Raw genomic sequence first — 18,817 nt, forward strand, 5'->3', positions numbered from 1 at the left:
TGTTCTCACCTCTTTTCTGACCCCGATCTGGTTGGGGAAGCTCTCGATGCGTCCGGGATTGCGCTGTGGAAATTGAAGGTGCGCACGCGACAAGTGACGCTGTCAGAGCCCCTCTACGAGTGGCTGCCTGAGCTGGGCACCATCGCCGAAGAAGCGCAATTACTGGCACTCATGCCACCTGCCGATCAATACCTGTTCCAGAAAACCTTTGCGTTTGATCGTACCTCCAGTGAGCCTGCCTCCTGTGAGGTCTGCCTGGCGGGTCTGGCCAGCCAGCCGCGACTGCGTTTTATCGGGCGTCTCGTGGTGGAAGATGATGCGCAGCAGTTTGTCGGCGCTGTGGTGCAAGCAAAACACTGGCTGGCAAACCCTGGTCCTGAAGCACTCCAGAGCCTGCTGTCCCGATTGTTCTCCGAAAGCCCCATTCCCTGTTTTGTCACAGATTCCGATGGTGTGTTGCTGGAGTATAACGAGGCGCTGGAACAGATGGTGCGCCTCACACCTCGTCGGCTTACTAAGGGCATAGGCCGCTATCACGTATTGAAAGATCCCATTTGGAAAAACCGTCCGGAGGCCGCAAAGAGAGCCCGGCGTGTTTTTGAACTGGGTGAGATTCATAGTTTCGAATTCCAGTATCCGCTGTCCCACCTGCACCGCAACCGCCTTCAGGGTGAGCAGTTTCTGCCCATCAAATTGAGCTTTTTACCGCTGCGCGATCGACGCGGAGACGTCACCCGCGTGCTCGCACAATGTCAGGATTGCAGTGGCGAACAGCCAGCGCCTGAAGCATTGCAGCATCGCGATCAGATGCTTTATAGCCTGATCAATAACACTCAGAACCTGGTGTCGGTCAAATCGGTGGAGGGTCGCTACCTTTTGGTCAATGATGGCCTGGCGCGATGGCTGGGTCGGGATGCCGAAGAGGTGTGTGGTTGCACCGATGTGCAACTGTTTCCGAAACCGCTGGCGGAACGCTTTCGCGCCGGGGAGCTGAAAGTGCTGCGAGAGCAGTGTGTTTCGGAAAGTGAGGAATGCCTGCCAAGCCCGGAAGGGCGAGAGCATACCTTTCTTTGTGTACGCTTCCCGGTGAAAGCACAGGATGACAGCATCCAAGGTATCGGTCAGATTATGACGGATATCACCCGGCAGAAAACCAGTGAGCGCCATTTTCATGACCAAAGGCAAGAGCTGCGCCTGTTGCTCAATTCAATGCGGGCGGCTATCTGCTATTTTGACCGCTGGGGCGTCGTCAAGGACTTTAATGCGCTGGCTAAAGAATATCTTGGCACCGCCCTTGGCCGCGGGTGCAGTTTTTTGGAGATATCACCCGAGTGGGATGACCCGGCAGAGCGACAGCGCGAATTGATGCAGGTGGTGCGCTCCGGCGAGTCGCAGCTGCACTCGGTGGAGTCTGCTCAATTGCAGGGTGCACGCCACTGGTTTTCAGTCGACAAGATTCCTACCAAGAACAATCTTGGCGAGGTCAGTGGTGTGCTACTGGTCATGAATGACATTACCGAGAACGTGATTCGGGAGCAGGCGCTGGCACAAAGCGAGGCTCGCTACCGGGCCTTCATCGCCAACAGTGCTGAAGCCATCTGGCGTTATGACATGGAACCGCCCGTGCCGGTTGAGTTGCCGCCGGAACAGCAACAGGCCGCGATTGTGGAGAGAGCCCGCTTGCGGGAGGGTAATAGGCGGCTGGCTCAGACGTTTGGAGCTTCATCGCTTGAAGCATTGCTGGGGTCGGGCCTGAGCGATACGGGTTCACACGTTTATCATTTTGATGTGCATCAGTTCGTCGCCAACGATTATCAGTTGGTGGATTACGAATTAATACGACGAGATCCGCGAGGCCGGGATATTCATTTTCAGATATCCTGCGTGGGTGAAGTGGAAGACGGCTGCCTGTGCCGCGTGTGGGGTACCAGCAAGGACATCACGGCACGCAAACGTTACGAAGAGCGCCTGGAGTACCAGGCCACGCACGATGCGTTGACCCATTTGCCCAATCGCACGCTGCTGTACCGTGAAATGGACGCCTGGCTGCGCAAGCCCGAAGGGCGAACCGCCGCCCTGTTGTTGATCGACCTTGATCGGTTCAAGGAAATTAACGACACCTTGGGGCATCAGGTGGGCGATCAACTGCTGCGACAAATTGGCCCCCGTTTGAACAGTGAGATGTCGGAGTTCTCGGGAGTGGTGGCTCGACTCGGTGGCGATGAGTTTGCCATTTTTCTGCCGACCATTCGCCACCAGCGCCAGGCACTGGTGTTCGGCCACCGCGTTCTGGATGCGTTGCGTAATGAGTTTATCGTCGGCGGTTATGCGACTGAAATCAGCGCCAGTATTGGCATTGTCATCGCGCCGACTCAGGCTCGCGATATCAGTACGTTAATGCGTTACGCCGACGTCGCCATGTACTGTGCCAAAAGTGATATGACCGGCGTAGCGCTCTACAATGGCGAGAAAGACCCTCACTCGCCCAAAAGACTGTCGTTGATGAACGAATTGGGGCGAAGTATTCGTGAGCAACAGCTGCGCCTGCACTTTCAGCCAAAAATAGAGCTGACTCACCGACGGTGTTATGGTCTGGAGGCCTTGCTTCGCTGGGAGCATCCGATAGAGGGCAATATTTCTCCGGCTGAATTTATCCCAATTGCTGAAAATACCAATCTGATTCATCCGCTCACGGCTTGGGTCTTGGAGGAGAGTGTGCGGGCCTGCTGCGACTGGCATGAAGCCGGTTATCCGTTAAGCGTCGCGGTTAATCTCTCGGCTCGAAGCCTGCTGGATGACACGTTGCCCAGAAAAGTGGAAATCCTCTTGAGAGAGTATGGGTTGCCGCACTGGGCGCTGGAGCTGGAAATTACGGAAAGCTCCATTATGACAGATCCGCGTCGGGCGATGACCAACCTTGAACGGTTGCATTCGCTGGGCGTTTGCCTTTCCATTGACGACTTTGGTACGGGCTATTCTTCCCTGGCTTACCTCAAGCGTTTACCTGTGCAAACGTTGAAAATCGATTTCTCTTTTGTTCGGCAAATGCTGGATGATGAGCAGGATGAGATCATCGTCAACTCCACCATTCACCTGGCGCACAACCTGGGGCTGAATGTAGTGGCGGAAGGCGTGGAGTCGGAAGCGCTGCTACAGCGTTTAAAGCAAATGGGGTGCGATTTGGCGCAGGGTTACCATATCGCCCGCCCCATTCCCGCCGACGCCTTAAACCACTGGTTGGCCGAGTCCCCCTGGGTTGAGCGGGCTCGTGCGGCACCAGTGAGTCATTAGTGCTGCTTTTAGCGTGATGACAGCCCCAGCCGCGCTGCTGTGCGTTGCATTTCCTCAACTTGCTTGATCCGTTCCCGGATCAGAATGCGCGCGTGAGTACTGTCATCGTCAGTCCGTTTGAGAGCGTTTTGTAGCTGTTGAAGTGCCTGGCGATAAGCGCCCACCTGAATAAAATATTCGGCTCGAGCTTCATGGACCTGCTGAATATCCCCCGCGAGACCGCTGACCTCTGCCAGCCAATACCATACCTCTGGATCACTCTGGCGCTGGCGGGAAAAACGGCTTAGCAAGCGCGTACTTTGTTCAAAACGATTGGCTTTCATCAAGGCCAGCGCATAACGCATGGTAATGGCGTAATTGTCGGGCTCGTCTTCGTATAAGCGATTCAGCCGCGAGAGTGCCGCTTCATGGTGACCGCGCTCGGTGTCCAGCTCCGCCGCCAGCAACTGATAGGTGACGCGCTCGGGTTCTGCATCCAGCAGCGGCTCCAGAGTGGTCTCGGCCTCATCGAACTGACCGGAACGTACCTGTGCCAATGCCAACCCGTAGCGATTGGCGCTTTCACTGGCACTTTTCGGGGTGCTTTCCGTGGCGCGACCTTCCGACGCTGCCAGCTGATCTCGAAATCGTTGTACAGCCACTTGGGGTGAGCGTTCGTGGTCCACTTTGATGCGTGCGCGCATCAAGTGGTACTCGAGGTTACCGGCATGCGCCGGTGACGGGAGGTTCATGGCCCGGTTGCGGGTATCGGCGATTCGACGCTCGGTAACAGGGTGGGTGAGCAGGAATTCTGGTGGGCGTTCCGTGTAGCGCGTGGCGCGCAACATGATCTCGAAAATGTCGCCGGCGGCGTTGGGGTCCATACCGGCTCGGGCCAGTGTCTGCATGCCCAGCCGGTCCGCCTCTTGCTCAAACTGCCGACTGAAGCGCAATTGGGCGTCCAGAGCTGCCGCCTGCGTACTCATAATGGCTGCCATTCCCGCATCGGAGCCGGAAGTGGCGGCCAAAATCAGACTGCCCAGTAGCGCCGCGTAATAGGGGACGCTCATCTGTTGCTGCTGTTGTTGACGTCGGGCATAGTGACGCTGGCTAAGGTGGGCCAGTTCGTGGGCCAACACCGAGGCGAGCTGGTCCTCGTTCTCGGCGTAGTTGAGCAGGCCGGTGTTCACGCCGATAATGCCGCCGGGCGCGGCAAACGCATTGATAGTCGGGTTTTCGATCACCACCATTTGCAGTGCGGCAGGGTCGGCCAGGTCGCTGTGGGGAGCCAGCTGGCCCATCAGATTTTCCAGATACTGAACCACCTGATAATCGGAGGACGTAGGCATCTGGCTGCGGTAGAATCGCAGGGCTTCACGACCTAGTTGTTGTTCCTGATACGGAGAGCTGATAGCTGAGCTGGTGTCGCCCAGTACAGGTAATTGCAGCTCCCGGTTGCTGCTGTTGGCTGCGACACCACTGGTGGCCAGTAGCCACAGGCTGAAAACGCCCAGACGTAAAGCGCCCAGTTTCAAGGCGCCCGACCTCAAAATGCCCGGCTTCAAAACGAGAGTAACCGCATGTTTCACGTTAGTATGCACTCCGGTGTTCATGTCGTCGCAAGCGATAGTGTAGCGTCCAGAATGGTCTCGGCGCCAGCTGGCGAATCGATTATCCCGGCCAGGAAGCCGATTCACTGTGTCAGACCGTTTGCGGGGGCGACGGTTCAGCCAGGCCGTCAGGCAGTGCGATGAAAAGGCTGTCAGATTTGGAGCGCTTTGTCGTTCGTGAAGTGGACGCCCGGGAGTTGCGTTGCCCCATGCCGCTGTTAAAAGCCAAGCAGGCGCTGCGAGAGTCGGCCCCGGGAGAAGCCGTGCGAATACTGGCCACCGACCGCGGCTCTGTGCGCGATTTCCAAAGCTACGCCGAACTCGCCGGGCTGGCGTTGGCCCGCAACGAGGATTCGGGCGGTGTTTATGAGTATATTTTGCTAAAATCCTGACCGAAGTGTCGCTTTCAAGCCGATTAAACGGACATTTATGCTGAAAATTATTCGTCGCTGGTCCGATCGCTACCTCTCCGATGAAGAGGCCGTACTGCTATTGGTGTTACTGGCTGCCGGCCTGGTGGTGATCCTGACGCTGGGCTCTGTCCTGGCGCCTATGATCGCCAGTGTCATCATCGCCTTTTTGATGCAGGGCATGGTGACTCGCCTCAAGCACTGGGGAATGCCCCACTGGTTCGCCGTGGGCGTCACCTTCTCGGTGCTTCTGGCGGGTATGCTGGCCATTTTACTGGGATTGCTGCCGGTTATCTGGCAGCAATCCACGCGGTTTTTTACCGAGCTGCCCCGCATGTTACGGGAGTGGCAGGAATTAATGTTGCTGCTGCCCGAACGCTACCCCAGCCTGATCAGCGAAACCCAGGTGGAGCAGATGATGTCGATTACCAGCACGGAGCTGAGTTATGTCGGGCAGTACATCGTCAGCTTTTCGGTGTCCAACCTGCCGATATTGGCCACGGTGCTGGTTTATTTCGTTCTGGTTCCGATTCTGGTGTTCTTCTTTTTGCTGGACAGTAAGGCCATTTTGAGCTGGTTTGGCGGGTTTCTTCCGGAAAAACGGACCCTGATGACCAAAATCTGGCAGGAAATGAACCAGCAAATTGCCAACTACGTGCGTGGCAAGGTGATTGAAATCGTGATCGTGGGGAGTTCTGCCTACGTAGTCTTTGTCCTGTTCGGCCTCAACTACAGTGCCTTGCTGGCGATAGCCGTCGGTTTATCGGTGCTGGTGCCCTACATAGGGGCGGCAGTGGCGACTATTCCCGTGGCGTTGGTGGGGCTGTTTCAGTGGGGTTGGGGGCCAGAATTCGTGTACCTGCTGCTGGCCTACGGTGTACTCCAGGCGCTGGATGGCAACGTGCTGGTGCCGTTGTTGTTTTCTGAAGCCGTGAACCTGCATCCGGTGGCGATTATTCTGGCGGTATTGGTTTTTGGTGGACTTTGGGGCTTTTGGGGCGTATTTTTCGCCATTCCTCTGGCGACGCTGGTGAAGGCGATTCTTTACGCTTGGCCAATCGGTGTTCAGGAAGCACACGGACACCATGAGTCGTCACCCCAAGGTAACGAGCAAAGCGAGGCATAATGCGGTTAGATGTAAGGCATATGCGCTGGTGGCTGGTGCTCGGCTGTCTATTGATGGCCAGTGGCGCGTGGGCACTGGCTCCCGAGAAAGGGGAAATCGACCACCGGGATTACCGGTATTTGACGCTGGAAAACGGTCTGGAGGTGCTGCTGATCTCTGATCCGCAGGCCGAGAAGGCCGCCGCGTCCCTCGATGTGAATATTGGCAGTCACCAAAATCCGCTGGATCGTCCGGGGCTGGCTCATTTCCTGGAACATATGCTGTTTTTGGGCACTGAAAAGTACCCCGAAGCGGGCGAATACCCGGCCTTTATCAGTCAGCACGGCGGGCAGCACAATGCCTTCACTGCGCCGGAAAATACCAATTATTTTTTTGATATTGACCCCGATTATCTGGAGCCGGCGCTGGACCGGTTCTCCCAGTTTTTTATCGCACCGCTGTTCAATCCTGAATACGTCGAGCGCGAGCGTTTCGCGGTTGAATCCGAGTTCAAGGCACGGTTGCAGGACGATGCGCGCCGTGTACAGGATGTCTATCAGGTGCTGATGAACCCGGCTCACCCGGCCGGGCGGTTCGCGGTGGGCAACCTGGCCACATTGACGGACAGTGAAGAGCAGCCCTTGCGGGAGGACCTGCTGGCCTTCTATAACCGCTATTATTCGGCCCACCTGATGGCGCTGGCGGTGGTAGGACGAGAGTCGCTGGATGAATTGCAGAAGATGGTGACCGAGCGCTTTAAAGCGGTGCCCAAAAGGGAGGTCTCTCTGCCTAAAAGCTACGCGCCTCTGTTTGGCAAAGGGCGGCTGCCGATGCGGGTGAATATCAAGCCCGAGAAAGAGCTGCGCCGCCTGTCTCTGCTGTTCCCCCTGCCGAGAGACCCGGAGGACTACAGCCGCAAGCCCCTTTCCTACATCGGTCATTTGTTGGGCCATGAGGGGGAGGGGAGCCTCCTGTCTTTGCTTAAAGAGCTGGGGTGGGCCGAGGGGCTCAGCGCGGGCGCGCGCCACCGTGACCGTCACGGGGAAATTTTTCAGGCCTCCATTGATCTGACAGAGCTCGGTGTTCGCGCGGCCGACCAGATTGTGGCGTTGGTGTTCTATATGCTCCGGAATATCGAAACCCGTGGGCTGGATGAATGGCGTTATAATGAATTGCAGCAGATGGGCAGCATTGATTTTCGCTTTCAGGAGGTGCGTTCGCCCATTGATACCGTCCGTGGCCTGTCCCACCGGATGCACCTCTACGCCCCGCAGGACGTGCTGCGCGGTGACTTCCTGTATAAGGGCTATGAAGCGCGGCGCATCAAGCGTTACCTCGGTTATCTGAGCTCCGATAACGTGCTGGTCAGCCTGGTGGCGCCCAATGTCGAGGGCGACCAGCTTTCTCCGTATTATAACGCTCCCTATAAAGTGGTTGAGCAGCCCGCCGCCGTGCCCGATATCAAGCCGCGCATCCAGAGACGACTCGTGCTCCCCAAGCCCAACGATTTCATCCCCACTCGCCTCGCGGTGAAAGAAGCCCCGCTGTTGCCGGGACCAGGGAGTCGTCGGGATCATGGCGGCGAGCGACCGGAAGCCGTTATCAACAAAGAGCGTATTCACGTCTGGTTCCAGTGGGATCGCCAGTTTAACGTGCCCAAAACCAGTATGCGCCTGCGGCTCAAACTGCCTGCGGTAGCGGCCAGTGCGGCGGGAGCGGCGCGGGCGGAGCTGTTGTCGGCGCTGGTGCGGGATCAGCTCAATGAGTTTGCCTATCCGGCTCAGATCGCTGGCCTGGACTTCTCGTTGCAGCCCAATACCCGTGGTCTGGATATTGAAATTTTCGGGTACAGCAGTCGCCAGAATCTACTGTTAACCCGCATCGTGGAAGTCCTGCGCAAAGGCCGGTTCGAGCAGGACCGGTTCGATGATCTCAAGCGCACGCTGGAACGTCAGTGGCGCAACGAAGAGTTGGATACGCCATACGGCGTCATTGCCCGTAATATTCCGCGTCTGCACTTTTCCCCCTACTGGCTGGGCCGGGATAAGTTGTCGGCCCTGGAAGGGACCGATCTCAAGGCGCTGCACGAATTTGCCGACGGTCTGCTGAAGGATGCGCAGCTGGATGTGCTGCTTTACGGCAATCTCTATCGACAGGAAGCGGTGCGCTTGTCGGCTTACCTTGAACATCAGCTCCTGGGTGACATTACCCGTCAGAAAATGCCTCCGGCACAGGTGTATCGCCTGAAACACGAGGACGGCAAACCCTGGGTTTACGAACGCCCGCTCGACCATCAGGACAGCGTGACCATGCTCTATGTTCAGGGCCTGACGGGCCAGCTGGAGGATGTGGCGCACATGCAGGTGGTGCGTCGTCTGCTGAGCCCAGCTTTCTTTCACGAGTTGCGCACTCGTAAGCAGTTGGGGTATATAGCCACTCTGTTTGCGCTGCCGCTGAAGGATCAAGAGGGGACGGCCCTGGTGGTACAATCCCCATCGGCGGACAGCGACCGCTTGTGGCGTGAGATGTCAGCGTTCCTGGATGAGGGCGATCAACACCTTAAGGATGGACTGGCCTCCCAGAAAGAGGCGTTAATCAGGGAATTGAGAGAGCCCGCCAAGACGCTGTATCAGCAGTCAGCCCGTTACTGGGAGAGCCTGGTAATGGATGATCTGAGTTTTGATCGGCGCGAACGGCTGGCTCAAGCTGTGGAGCAAGTCACGGAAGCGTCGGTGCTCGCCTATTATCAAAAGGTATTCGGCGACACCTCTCGCAGGCTATGGCTGGTCACTGATCGGGGCGAAGACGCCCCGGAGGCGCGACGTGCGGAGGATATTTCCTCCTACCACAAAGCGTTGGAGCTCCTGGTTTACCCTTGAGCCCGGGCTGGCAAAAAAGGCGTGAATATGTAAGAATTCGCTGATTTTTCGGCTCTACCGATACTGGCCATAACCCTATATAACATCCCACACAAGGGCTCTATGGCGGTGCAGAGACACCTGTTTTCAATTTCCTATTGATTGAATGCAACGATTAGATGTGCCAATGCGTGCACGGCTGAGGAGAATTTAATGCAAGAAGATATCGATGCCCTCGAAACCAGAGAATGGCTGGATGCCCTTGAGTCAGTTGTTCGTCACGCTGGCAGAGAGCGCGCTGCATTCCTTCTGAAGCAACTGTCAGAGAATGCGGTTGACCACGGTATTGATCAGCCCTCGGCGATCACCACCCCTTACCGCAACACAATTCCGGTTGCCAAGGAAGTGCCGAGCCCTGGCGATGCCAAGATCGAGCGCAATATCCGTTCGATTATCCGCTGGAACGCCATTGCCATGGTGGTTCGTGCGAACAAAAACGCCGATGAGCTCGGTGGCCATATTGCCTCCTTCTCCTCAGCCGCTACGCTGTATGAAGTCGGGTTTAATCACTTTTTCCGCGGCAACGAAAACGGTCCTGGCGATCTGGTGTACTTCCAGGGTCACAGTTCGCCGGGTATGTACGCGCGCTCTTTTGTAGAAGGGCGCTTGACGGAAGATCAACTCAACAATTTCCGCCGTGAAGTGGACGGCAAAGGGTTGTCTTCCTACCCACACCCCTGGTTGATGCCGGACTATTGGCAGTTCCCCACCGTGTCTATGGGTCTTGGCCCGATTGGTGCCATCTATCAGGCGCACGTAATGCGCTACCTGGATCAGCGCGAGCTGATCGAGAAAGGTGATCGCAAAATCTGGGCGTTCCTGGGCGACGGTGAGTGTGATGAGCCGGAAAGCCTGGGGGCGATTTCCCTCGCGGGTCGGGAGAAGCTCGACAACCTGATTTTCGTCATTAACTGTAACCTGCAGCGCCTGGATGGCCCAGTGCGGGGTAATGGCAAAATCGTACAAGAGCTTGAAGGTGTATTCCGCGGCGCCGGCTGGAACGTCCTCAAAGTCCTCTGGGGCGGTCAGTGGGACAAACTGCTGGAGAAAGACACCACCGGTTTGTTGCAGAAGCGCATGGACGAAGTGCTCGATGGCGAAATGCAAAACTTCAAAGCCAACGGCGGCGCTTACACGCGCGAGCATTTCTTCGGCAAATATCCGGAATTGCTCGAGCTGGTCAAAGACATGACCGACGATGAAATTCTGCACCTGGCTCGCGGCGGGCATGATTCGCACAAGGTGTACAACGCCTATCACAATGCCGTGAATACCAAAGGGCAGCCCACCGTGATTCTGGCACAAACCGTGAAAGGTTATGGCATGGGCCCCACGGGTGAGGCAGTGAACAACGCGCACCAAGTGAAGAAACTCGATATCGAAGCCCTCAAGACCTTCCGCGACCGCTTCAATATTCCCATTGAAGACAAAGATCTCGAAAAAATCCCCTACTACCGTCCCGCCGACGACAGCCCCGAGATGCAGTATCTCCAGGAGCGTCGCAAGGAACTGAACGGTTACCTGCCGTCGCGCAAGTCCGATTTCGAAGCGTTGGAAATTCCAGCGCTGGACGCCTTCGCCAAGCAATTGGAAGGCACCAATGGTCGCGAAATCTCCACTACCATGGCGTTTGTCCGGGTGTTGAACACGCTGATCAAGGACAAAAAAGTGGGCGATAAAGTCGTGCCCATCGTGCCTGATGAAGCGCGTACGTTCGGTATGGAAGGCATGTTCCGCCAGATCGGTATCTACTCGGCAGAAGGGCAGAAATACACGCCGCAAGACGCTGGCCAGATCATGTATTACAAAGAGGATCAAAAAGGTCAGATCCTCGAAGAAGGGATTAACGAAGCTGGCTCCATGTCCTCGTGGATCGCCGCCGCTACTTCGTACAGCAATCACCAGCAACCGCTGTTGCCGTTCTACATCTACTACTCGATGTTCGGCTTCCAGCGTATTGGCGATCTGGCCTGGCTGGCAGGCGATGCCCAGGCGCGCGGCTTCCTGCTCGGTGGTACCGCCGGTCGCACCACGCTGAACGGCGAAGGTCTGCAGCACCAGGACGGTCACAGCCATATTCTGGCCAATACCATCCCGAACTGCCGCACTTACGACCCGACCTTCTCCTATGAAGTGGCGGTGGTCGTGCAGCATGGCCTGAAGCGCATGTATCAGGACAAGGAAAACTGCTACTACTATATCACCCTGATGAATGAAAACTACGAGCACCCGGACATGCCGAAAGGGGCCGAAGAGGGCATCATCAAAGGGATCTACCTGCTGGAAAAAGGCACCAGCAAGAAGAAAAACCGCGTGCAGTTGCTGGGCTCTGGCACCATCCTGAATGAAGTGCGTGCCGCGGCCGAAATCCTGCGTAAGGACTTCAGTGTCGAAGCCGATGTGTGGAGTGTGCCCAGCGTCAACGAACTGACCCGCGACGGTCAGAGCGCCGCTCGCTGGAATTTGCTGCACCCGACCGAGACACCGCGTAAAGCGTATGTTACCGAACAGTTGGAAGGCCAGGACGGTCCGGTCATTATTGCTACCGACTATATGAAAAACTACGCTGAACAACTGCGTCCGTACATTCCGGCTGATTACACCGTGCTGGGTACAGACGGGTTTGGTCGCAGTGACAGCCGTCAAAAGCTGCGCCATTTCTTCGAGGTGGACCGCCACTTTGTGGTGATTGCCGCGCTCAAGTCCCTGGCGGACCAGGGCAAAGTGAAAGCCGATGTGGTCAGCAAAGCCATCAAACAGTTTGGCATTGACCCGGACAAGGCCGACCCCCAGACCGTTTAACGCGCTCGGGCTCCGGGTGATCCCTGGAGCCCTGGGTCGAACACCAAGAATCTGAGTGAGGAGTTACTGTGGCCACAGAAACCATCAAAGTCCCCGATATCGGCGGCTCCGAAGATGTTGAAGTCATTGAAATCAGTGTGTCGGTGGGGGACACCGTCTCGGCTGAAGATACCCTGCTGGTCCTGGAAACCGATAAGGCGTCCATGGACATTCCCTGCCCGAAAGCGGGCAAGATTGCTTCCATCCTGGTGAAGGAAGGCGATAAGGTGTCCGAAGGTTCCGCGATTGTGGAACTGGAACTCGACGGTGAAGCCAGTTCCGAGAGCCCTAAGGAGGACGCGCCCAAGCAAGCGTCGCCAGCGCAGGACAGCGCCGCCAAGACCACGAGTCAAGGCAGCGCCGAACGCGATATCCCGGTACCGGATATCGGCGGTTCAGAAGGCGTGGAAGTGATCGAAATCAACGTCAAAGCTGGCGATGAAGTGAGCGAAGGCGATACGTTGATTGTGCTTGAAACCGACAAGGCGTCCATGGAAATTCCGTCACCGTTTAGCGGCACCATCAGCAATATCGCGTTAAAAGAAGGCGATAAAGTGTCTGAAGGTGACCTGATCGGCAAAATGCAAACCAGTGATGATGAAAGCGCCCCGAGCCCATCGGAATCCAGCACCCAGCCCCAGCAAGCCCCTGCCTCGCAAGGCGGTGGTGAGCAGGATATTCCGGTGCCGGATATCGGTGGTGCCGAAGGTGTGGAAGTGATCGAAGTGAGCGTCAAAGCCGGTGATGAGATCAACGAAGGTGATACTCTGATCGTGCTGGAAACTGACAAGGCGTCCATGGAAATTCCGGCTCCGGTGTCGGGCAAGGTGGTCAGCATTGCGGTGAAAGAAGGCGATAAAGTTTCGCAGGGCGACAAAATTGGCGTCATGGAAACTGCAGGGGCACCCGCTGCGTCGGAGTCCAAGTCTGAATCAGCCAGTGCCGCAGCGCCTGCCAAAACAGAATCCGCCGCACCTCAGACGGCTTCAGGTTCTCCGGCCACAGCAACGGCTGCTAACGAGCAAGTGATCAACAGCGGTGATGTGTACGCCGGTCCTGCGGTACGTAAGCTGGGTCGTCAACTCGGTGTGGATCTGGCCAAGGTCAAGGGTTCGGGGCCTCGAGGTCGCCTTACCAAAGACGATGTGCGCAGCTATGTGAAAAATATTGTGACGACCGCTCAGTCGTCCGGTGGAGCTGTAGCGGGTGGCGGAGCTATTCCCCGCGTACCGCCGATTGATTTCAGCAAGTTTGGCGAGATTGAAACCGTCAAAATGAGCAAAATCAAAAAGCTGACTGCGGACAACATGACCCGCAACTGGCTGAATGTGCCCCATGTAACCCAGTGGGACGATATTGATATCACCGAGCTGGAAGCGTTCCGCAAAGGCCTGAAAGTCGAGGCGGAAAAACGTGGCACCAAGTTGACGCCGCTGCCCTTCCTGATTAAAGCCGCTGCTGCGGCGCTGCAGGCGGAGCCCAGCTTTAATGTGTCTCTGCATCACGATGGTGAACAGATCGTTCAGAAAAAATACTTCCATATCGGTATGGCAGTGGATACTCCGAACGGCCTGGTAGTTCCTGTTATCCGTGACGTGGACCAGAAGGGTTTGTGGGAACTGGCGGACGAAGTGACAGCCATTGCCAAAAAAGCGCGCGACGGCAAGTTGACCGCGGCGGAAATGCAGGGCGGTTGCTTTACGATTTCCAGCCTTGGTGCCATGGGTGGTAGCGGCTTCACTCCGATTGTGAACTCACCTGAAGTAGGTATTCTCGGTGTGTCTCGCGCTCAGATGAAGCCGGTGTGGAATGGTAGTGAATTCGTGCCGCGTAATATGCTGCCGATTTCACTGTCCTACGATCATCGTGCCATTAACGGTGCGGATGCAGGCCGCTTCTTTACCTATCTGGCCGGTGTGCTTGCCGATGTGCGTCGTCTACTGCTCTGATAAGGTTTTCGGCGTAATCTCGTGTTCCACAAAAAGACCGGCATTTGCCGGTCTTTTTGTTGCTGCTTAAAATTATATGAGAGAGTCTATGCGTAACGGGATATTAATTATTTGTTTGGCCGTAGCGGGGTGTTCTCAGCCTTTGATGACGGAGCCCCCGGTTGCGTATGAAAATACCTACACAGCGGAAAATACCTACCGCAAAGAAGTCCAAGAATTCCCCTTCATCGAAATAGCCAGCCGCGCCGTGCCGGAAGGTGTGTTGGCCGAACGCAATCTCAAGTACGTGCAGTATGGCCGCAGAGCTCTGCAACTGGATTTGTACCGTCCGGTCCGCGATAACGGTTTGCACCCTGCGATTGTGCTGGTGCATGGTGGAGGCTGGCGCGCGGGCTACCGGGAGAACCTGACACCGCTGGCGATAGCGCTGGCGGAGCGGGGCGTCGTCGCCGCGACGATCAGCTACCGTCTTGCTCCAGAAGCACCATTTCCCGCCGCCATCCACGACACCAAAGCAGCCATTCGCTGGTTAAGAAAAAATGCCGCCCATTACGGCGTGGACCCGGAGCAGATTGCGGTGGGTGGCGCCTCAGCAGGAGGGCAGATAGCCAGCCTGACGGGCGTTACAGCGGGTCAGGCGTATTTTGATCCACAACAGACGAATAGTGAGATATCCAGCGATGTTCAGGCAATCGTCAATATCGACGGGCTGTCGGATTTTACCTCAGAAGAGGCACGAAAATACGAGGACGCCCCCCGTAAAAACCCTTCCTCGGCGGGTGCCTGGTTTGGTGGTCGCTATGCGGAGCAGCGTGAGCGCTGGCATAAGGGATCTCCCATTTTTTATGTGCATGAAGGGATGCCGCCGATCTTCTTTCTGAACAGTGCAAGAGAGCGTTTCAGTGTGGGGCGGGATGAAATGATTGCCCGAATGAAACCGCTGGGCATCCCCTATGACGTACAACGATTTGATCACACGCCGCATACGTTTTGGTTGTTTGACCCCTGGTTGCAACCCGCAGCGGATGCGGTCGCCGATTTTTTACTCAGTACGTTCGGGCGCCGAGCCGTTGATTAAACAGTGGCTCAAGTGAGGCAGCCAGCGACGCAGCGCCCCCATCAGGGCTAATCCCAGCAGCGCCCCGGCCAGGTTGGCCGCTATGTCGCCGAGGCTGAACATCCGGGGAGGGTTAAAGTGCTGGCCCACCTCAATGGCCGTGGAAAATACCACGAGCCACATCAGGCGCTGCCACCCGTGTTGGGAAGGCAGCGCGAACGTGATGGACAGCCCGGCCACGGCGTAGCCGATGAAATGCATCACCTTGTCATTGTACTGCGGGATGTGAGGGCCGCTGCTGGTGGTGAGGCCTAAATACGTGTAAATCAACAACAACACAACGAACTGCCAGCGGCACAGATGGCGCCACCATAGAGTGAATGTCGGCGTCATACGTAAAAACTTCCGTTATCGAACCGTTATCGAAAAACCAGAGTGGAGATATGGGTGTTGCGTAATACCGCGGAGGTCGTGCTGCCCAGCAGGCTGTGCCGCAACGGAGACTGACCGAAAGCGCCCATTACCATTAAGTCGATGTTATGGGTGAGCCGATAGCTATCCAGCACGTCCTCCGGTTCCCCGGCCAGAATAGTGGAATAGGTTTCAAAACCGGCCTCACATAACTGATCCCGGGCCTGGGCAAGCGGGGTCCGCGTTCCATCGACATCGGCGTCGACCGTGACCACGTGAATGGGCAGCCCCTGAAGCAACGGACTGCGGGCGATCAAATCCACTGCTTTGCACGCGGAGAGGCCCCCATCGAAAGCGATCATAACGGCACTGGGGGCGGTAAATTGCTGTGTGGTCACGAGAACCGGTCGATGCACAGCGCGGATCGTCTTTTCCAGATGCTTACCCGTGTGACCGTGCTCACTGGCGGAGGCCGAACCGCGTTTGCCCATCACCAGCAATCGGATGTCGGTTTCCAGTGCAGCCACAGCGGTTTCCAGTTCACCTTCGTGGGGAATGACGTCGGCCTGAAACCCCTGGCTTTCCAAACGCTGTTGAGCGTCCTGAACGCTTTGTTGCCGGGTGTGGTCGGTCGCTTCGCTGCCTGAGTGAGCGTCGCTGTGTAATACGCTGATGGGAGCGCCCAGCCTCTTGGCGGCCCAGCTCGCATAATCGCACACAGCGTCGGCGTACGGGGACTCGTCAACGCAGGCAATAACCTTGTCATGCATGGGGGGCTCTCCGGGAAGCGGTGTCGACCAATGGCGTATGGTAACCCGGTATGCTGTCGCTTTGAAACACAGCCTTGGCGATGTCGGATTAACCCTCGTCTGGATGAGTCATCAATTCTTTCGCACGCTGAAGATCGTCCGGCGAGTTAATGTTGAAGAAATCCCCCGGGCTGGCGGCGACGGGAATACCCAGCCCTCCGTGCTGCACGATCCAGTCGCTCAGTCTGGGGTGCTGTGCGCTGGCCAATGTCTTCTCAATGCGAGATGCCAGGGAGCGGTGCCAAAGCGCGAATGTCGGGTGGCCGCCCTCTGCGTCACACGCAAAGGCCACCGGCGCTTTGGTCTCGCGTACAGCGGCGTACAATGTCGCCACCAGTGTGTCGGGAAACCAGGGGGTATCGCCGGCAAAGCTGGCGAGCCATTGCGCCTCGGGCCGTGTCTGGGCCATGTGCTGCAGTCCGGCGTGCACGCCGGCCAATGGACCTGGGTAGTTCGGAAACTGATCGGGAACGATTTCCAGACCTGCCAGACCTGTATGTGCGAAATGTGCGAAGCGCTCCGGGTCGCCATTGGCGTTCAGCCATAACGTCTCGACCTGGGGCAGGGCACATCGATGGATGTGCTCCAACAGGGATGCACCGCCAAACGTTATCAGGCATTTGTCGATCCCGTCGAGGCGTCGTGCCCGGCCACCGGCAAGTACCAAACCAATAATGGTAGGGGAGTCTGTCATGTTTAAGGTTAACGCCATGCACTTTTACCAGTAGTATACGTATCATTACTGTACGCGGTAAGCGCCGATAACGTGGGAGTTTTATCATGTCTCTGGATTTGCAAAGTCTGCGCCGAGAGTATCTGCGCGGAGGTTTGAACCTGGAAGATCTCAGTGCCACCCCGATCGAACAGTTTGAAGTCTGGATGGCGCAGGCAGTTGAAGCGCAAATCCCCGATCCCACCGCCATGGTACTCGCTACAGCGACGCCCGACGGCCAGCCGTCGCAACGTATCGTGTTGTTGAAAGGGATGGATGAGAAAGGGTTTGTGTTTTACACCAACTACGGCAGTCGCAAGGCGCGGGAGCTGGCCACTAACGCCCGCGTCAGCCTGCACTTTCCGTGGCACGTGCTTGAACGTCAAGTGGATGTCTGTGGCACGGTGAAGCGCTTGACGGACGAGGAATCCGCCCATTATTTCCATCGTCGTCCCAGAGAGAGTCAACTGGCGGCCTGGGCCTCTCATCAGAGCCGACCCATTGAGTCGCGCGATGCGCTAATGGCGCAATACCGGGAGGTAGAACAACGTTTTAGCGGCGAGGACATTCCACTCCCGGCGTTCTGGGGTGGCTATCGCATCGAGCCGCATCAGGTTGAGTTTTGGCAGGGCGGGGCGCATCGGCTGCACGACCGTTTTGAATACAACCGGCTAAACGATGGCAATTGGTCCATCGACCGATTGGAGCCGTGACGATGGATTCCAACATGCGTTTTATTCATTGCGAGGGACCGGGCGGTCCGAAAGTGATGATGTTATGTGAAGCCGCTAAACCCGCTCCGGGGCCTGATGAGGTCCTGATACGGGTGGCGGCCTGCGGTGTCAATCGGCCGGATGTGTTACAGCGCCGTGGGCTCTACCCGCCGCCGGACGATGCTTCACCCGTGCTGGGCCTCGAGGTGTCAGGCACGGTGGTACATGTCGGGGAGAACGTCGAACGGTGGCGACAGGGGGATGAGATCTGTGCGCTCGTCAACGGCGGCGGTTACGCCGATCATGTCGTCGCCCCCGCGCGGCAGTGCCTGCCCGTGCCAAAAGGTATGGACCTGGTGGATGCGGCGGCGTTGCCTGAGACGCTGTTCACCGTATGGCATAACCTGTGGCAACGGGCGCGCCTGCAGCCCGGGGAAACCCTGCTGGTTCACGGTGGTGCCAGCGGTATTGGTACCACCGCTATTCAACTGGCCAAAGCACTGGATCACACGGTGATAGTGACTGCCGGCAGTCGGGAAAAGTGCGACGCGTGCCGTAAGCTTGGCGCCGATAGAGCCATTCATTATCGCGATGAAGAGTTTGTTGAAGAGGTCAAGGCGTTTACGGACGGCCGCGGAGCGGACGTTATTCTGGATATGGTGGGTGGAGATTATATTCAGCGCAATCTAAAAGCGGCAGCCCCGGAGGGGCGCATTGTCAATATCGCGTATCTGCAAAGCAGCGAAGCGAAGGTGGATTTTACCCCTTTGCTGCTCAAGCGTTTAACCCTGACAGGTTCGACGCTGCGGGCGCAGAGTGCCGACACAAAGGCCGCGATAGCGCGTGAACTCGAGCAGCGGGTCTGGCCGCTTATTGCACTGGGACGAATCCGCCCGCTGATTAATCACCGGTTTTCCTTAGTGGAGGCACCACAGGCCCACGAATTAATGGAATCCAACCAGTTGATTGGTAAAATACTGCTGTTGCCCTGAGGCCCGTTCGTGAGTTGCCG

13 protein-coding genes are annotated in these 18,817 nt (G+C 56.9%); 9 read left to right on the forward strand and 4 right to left on the reverse strand.

Annotated features, from left to right (window positions below; translation table 11 throughout):
- The first annotated feature begins 78 nt into the window (after window positions 1-78).
- The gene (locus ACQCLF_RS13580; protein ID WP_426988180.1) at window positions 79-3,291 is read left to right on the forward strand and encodes a sensor domain-containing protein; all 3,213 of its coding nucleotides are present in this window, start codon (window positions 79-81) and stop codon (window positions 3,289-3,291) included.
- An 8-nt stretch (window positions 3,292-3,299) separates the two neighbouring features.
- Here the strand turns inward: ACQCLF_RS13580 and ACQCLF_RS13585 are convergent, their stop codons facing one another.
- Window positions 3,300-4,805 (reverse strand): M48 family metalloprotease, encoded by a 1,506-nt coding sequence (locus tag ACQCLF_RS13585; protein WP_426988182.1) that lies wholly within the window; start codon window positions 4,803-4,805, stop codon window positions 3,300-3,302.
- A 215-nt stretch (window positions 4,806-5,020) separates the two neighbouring features.
- Between ACQCLF_RS13585 and ACQCLF_RS13590 the strand changes: the two genes are divergently transcribed.
- The 6 genes from ACQCLF_RS13590 to ACQCLF_RS13615 all read left to right on the forward strand — a co-directional run bounded on the left by ACQCLF_RS13590 (window position 5,021) and on the right by ACQCLF_RS13615 (window position 15,181).
- Window positions 5,021-5,272, forward strand: a complete 252-nt coding sequence (locus ACQCLF_RS13590) for a sulfurtransferase TusA family protein (RefSeq protein ID WP_426988184.1) — start codon at window positions 5,021-5,023, stop codon at window positions 5,270-5,272.
- 37 nt (window positions 5,273-5,309) lie between these two features.
- Window positions 5,310-6,416: an AI-2E family transporter gene (locus ACQCLF_RS13595; protein WP_426988186.1), complete on the forward strand. Its 1,107-nt coding sequence runs from the start codon at window positions 5,310-5,312 to the stop codon at window positions 6,414-6,416.
- Window positions 6,416-9,274: an insulinase family protein gene (locus tag ACQCLF_RS13600; RefSeq protein ID WP_426988188.1), complete on the forward strand. Its 2,859-nt coding sequence runs from the start codon at window positions 6,416-6,418 to the stop codon at window positions 9,272-9,274. Before ACQCLF_RS13595 ends, ACQCLF_RS13600 begins: the two co-directional genes overlap by 1 nt.
- 192 nt (window positions 9,275-9,466) lie before the next feature.
- Window positions 9,467-12,115 (forward strand): pyruvate dehydrogenase (acetyl-transferring), homodimeric type, encoded by a 2,649-nt coding sequence (gene aceE, locus ACQCLF_RS13605; RefSeq protein ID WP_426988190.1) that lies wholly within the window; start codon window positions 9,467-9,469, stop codon window positions 12,113-12,115.
- Window positions 12,116-12,183: 68 nt separating this feature from the next.
- Window positions 12,184-14,103 (forward strand): pyruvate dehydrogenase complex dihydrolipoyllysine-residue acetyltransferase, encoded by a 1,920-nt coding sequence (gene aceF / locus ACQCLF_RS13610; RefSeq protein WP_426988192.1) that lies wholly within the window; start codon window positions 12,184-12,186, stop codon window positions 14,101-14,103.
- Between the two features lie 145 nt (window positions 14,104-14,248).
- Window positions 14,249-15,181, forward strand: coding sequence for an alpha/beta fold hydrolase (locus tag ACQCLF_RS13615; RefSeq protein WP_426988361.1), 933 nt, complete (start codon window positions 14,249-14,251; stop codon window positions 15,179-15,181).
- On the opposite strand, the gene ACQCLF_RS13620 is transcribed toward ACQCLF_RS13615, so the two are convergent.
- The 3 genes from ACQCLF_RS13620 to mobA all read right to left on the reverse strand — a co-directional run bounded on the left by ACQCLF_RS13620 (window position 15,146) and on the right by mobA (window position 17,074).
- A complete protein-coding gene (locus tag ACQCLF_RS13620) occupies window positions 15,146-15,553 on the reverse strand; it encodes a VanZ family protein (protein ID WP_426988194.1) in 408 nt (135 codons plus the stop codon). The two genes, ACQCLF_RS13615 and ACQCLF_RS13620, sit on opposite strands and share 36 nt — an antisense overlap.
- Before the next feature lie 26 nt (window positions 15,554-15,579).
- The gene (locus ACQCLF_RS13625; RefSeq protein WP_426988195.1) at window positions 15,580-16,341 is read right to left on the reverse strand and encodes a universal stress protein; all 762 of its coding nucleotides are present in this window, start codon (window positions 16,339-16,341) and stop codon (window positions 15,580-15,582) included.
- Between the two features lie 88 nt (window positions 16,342-16,429).
- The gene (mobA, locus tag ACQCLF_RS13630; protein ID WP_426988197.1) at window positions 16,430-17,074 is read right to left on the reverse strand and encodes a molybdenum cofactor guanylyltransferase MobA; all 645 of its coding nucleotides are present in this window, start codon (window positions 17,072-17,074) and stop codon (window positions 16,430-16,432) included.
- Window positions 17,075-17,166: 92 nt separating this feature from the next.
- On the opposite strand from mobA, the gene pdxH reads away from it, so the two are divergent.
- On the forward strand, window positions 17,167-17,805 hold the full coding sequence (gene pdxH / locus ACQCLF_RS13635) for a pyridoxamine 5'-phosphate oxidase (RefSeq protein WP_426988363.1): 639 nt from the start codon (window positions 17,167-17,169) through the stop codon (window positions 17,803-17,805).
- A gap of 2 nt (window positions 17,806-17,807) precedes the next feature.
- Window positions 17,808-18,797 carry an NAD(P)H-quinone oxidoreductase gene (locus ACQCLF_RS13640; protein ID WP_426988199.1) on the forward strand — a complete coding sequence of 330 codons (990 nt, stop codon included), beginning with the start codon at window positions 17,808-17,810 and terminating at the stop codon, window positions 18,795-18,797.
- Window positions 18,798-18,817: the final 20 nt, after the last annotated feature.

Origin of the sequence: Marinimicrobium sp. ARAG 43.8, from assembly GCF_050113635.1 — a bacterium.
Lineage (GTDB): Bacteria > Pseudomonadota > Gammaproteobacteria > Pseudomonadales > Cellvibrionaceae > Marinimicrobium.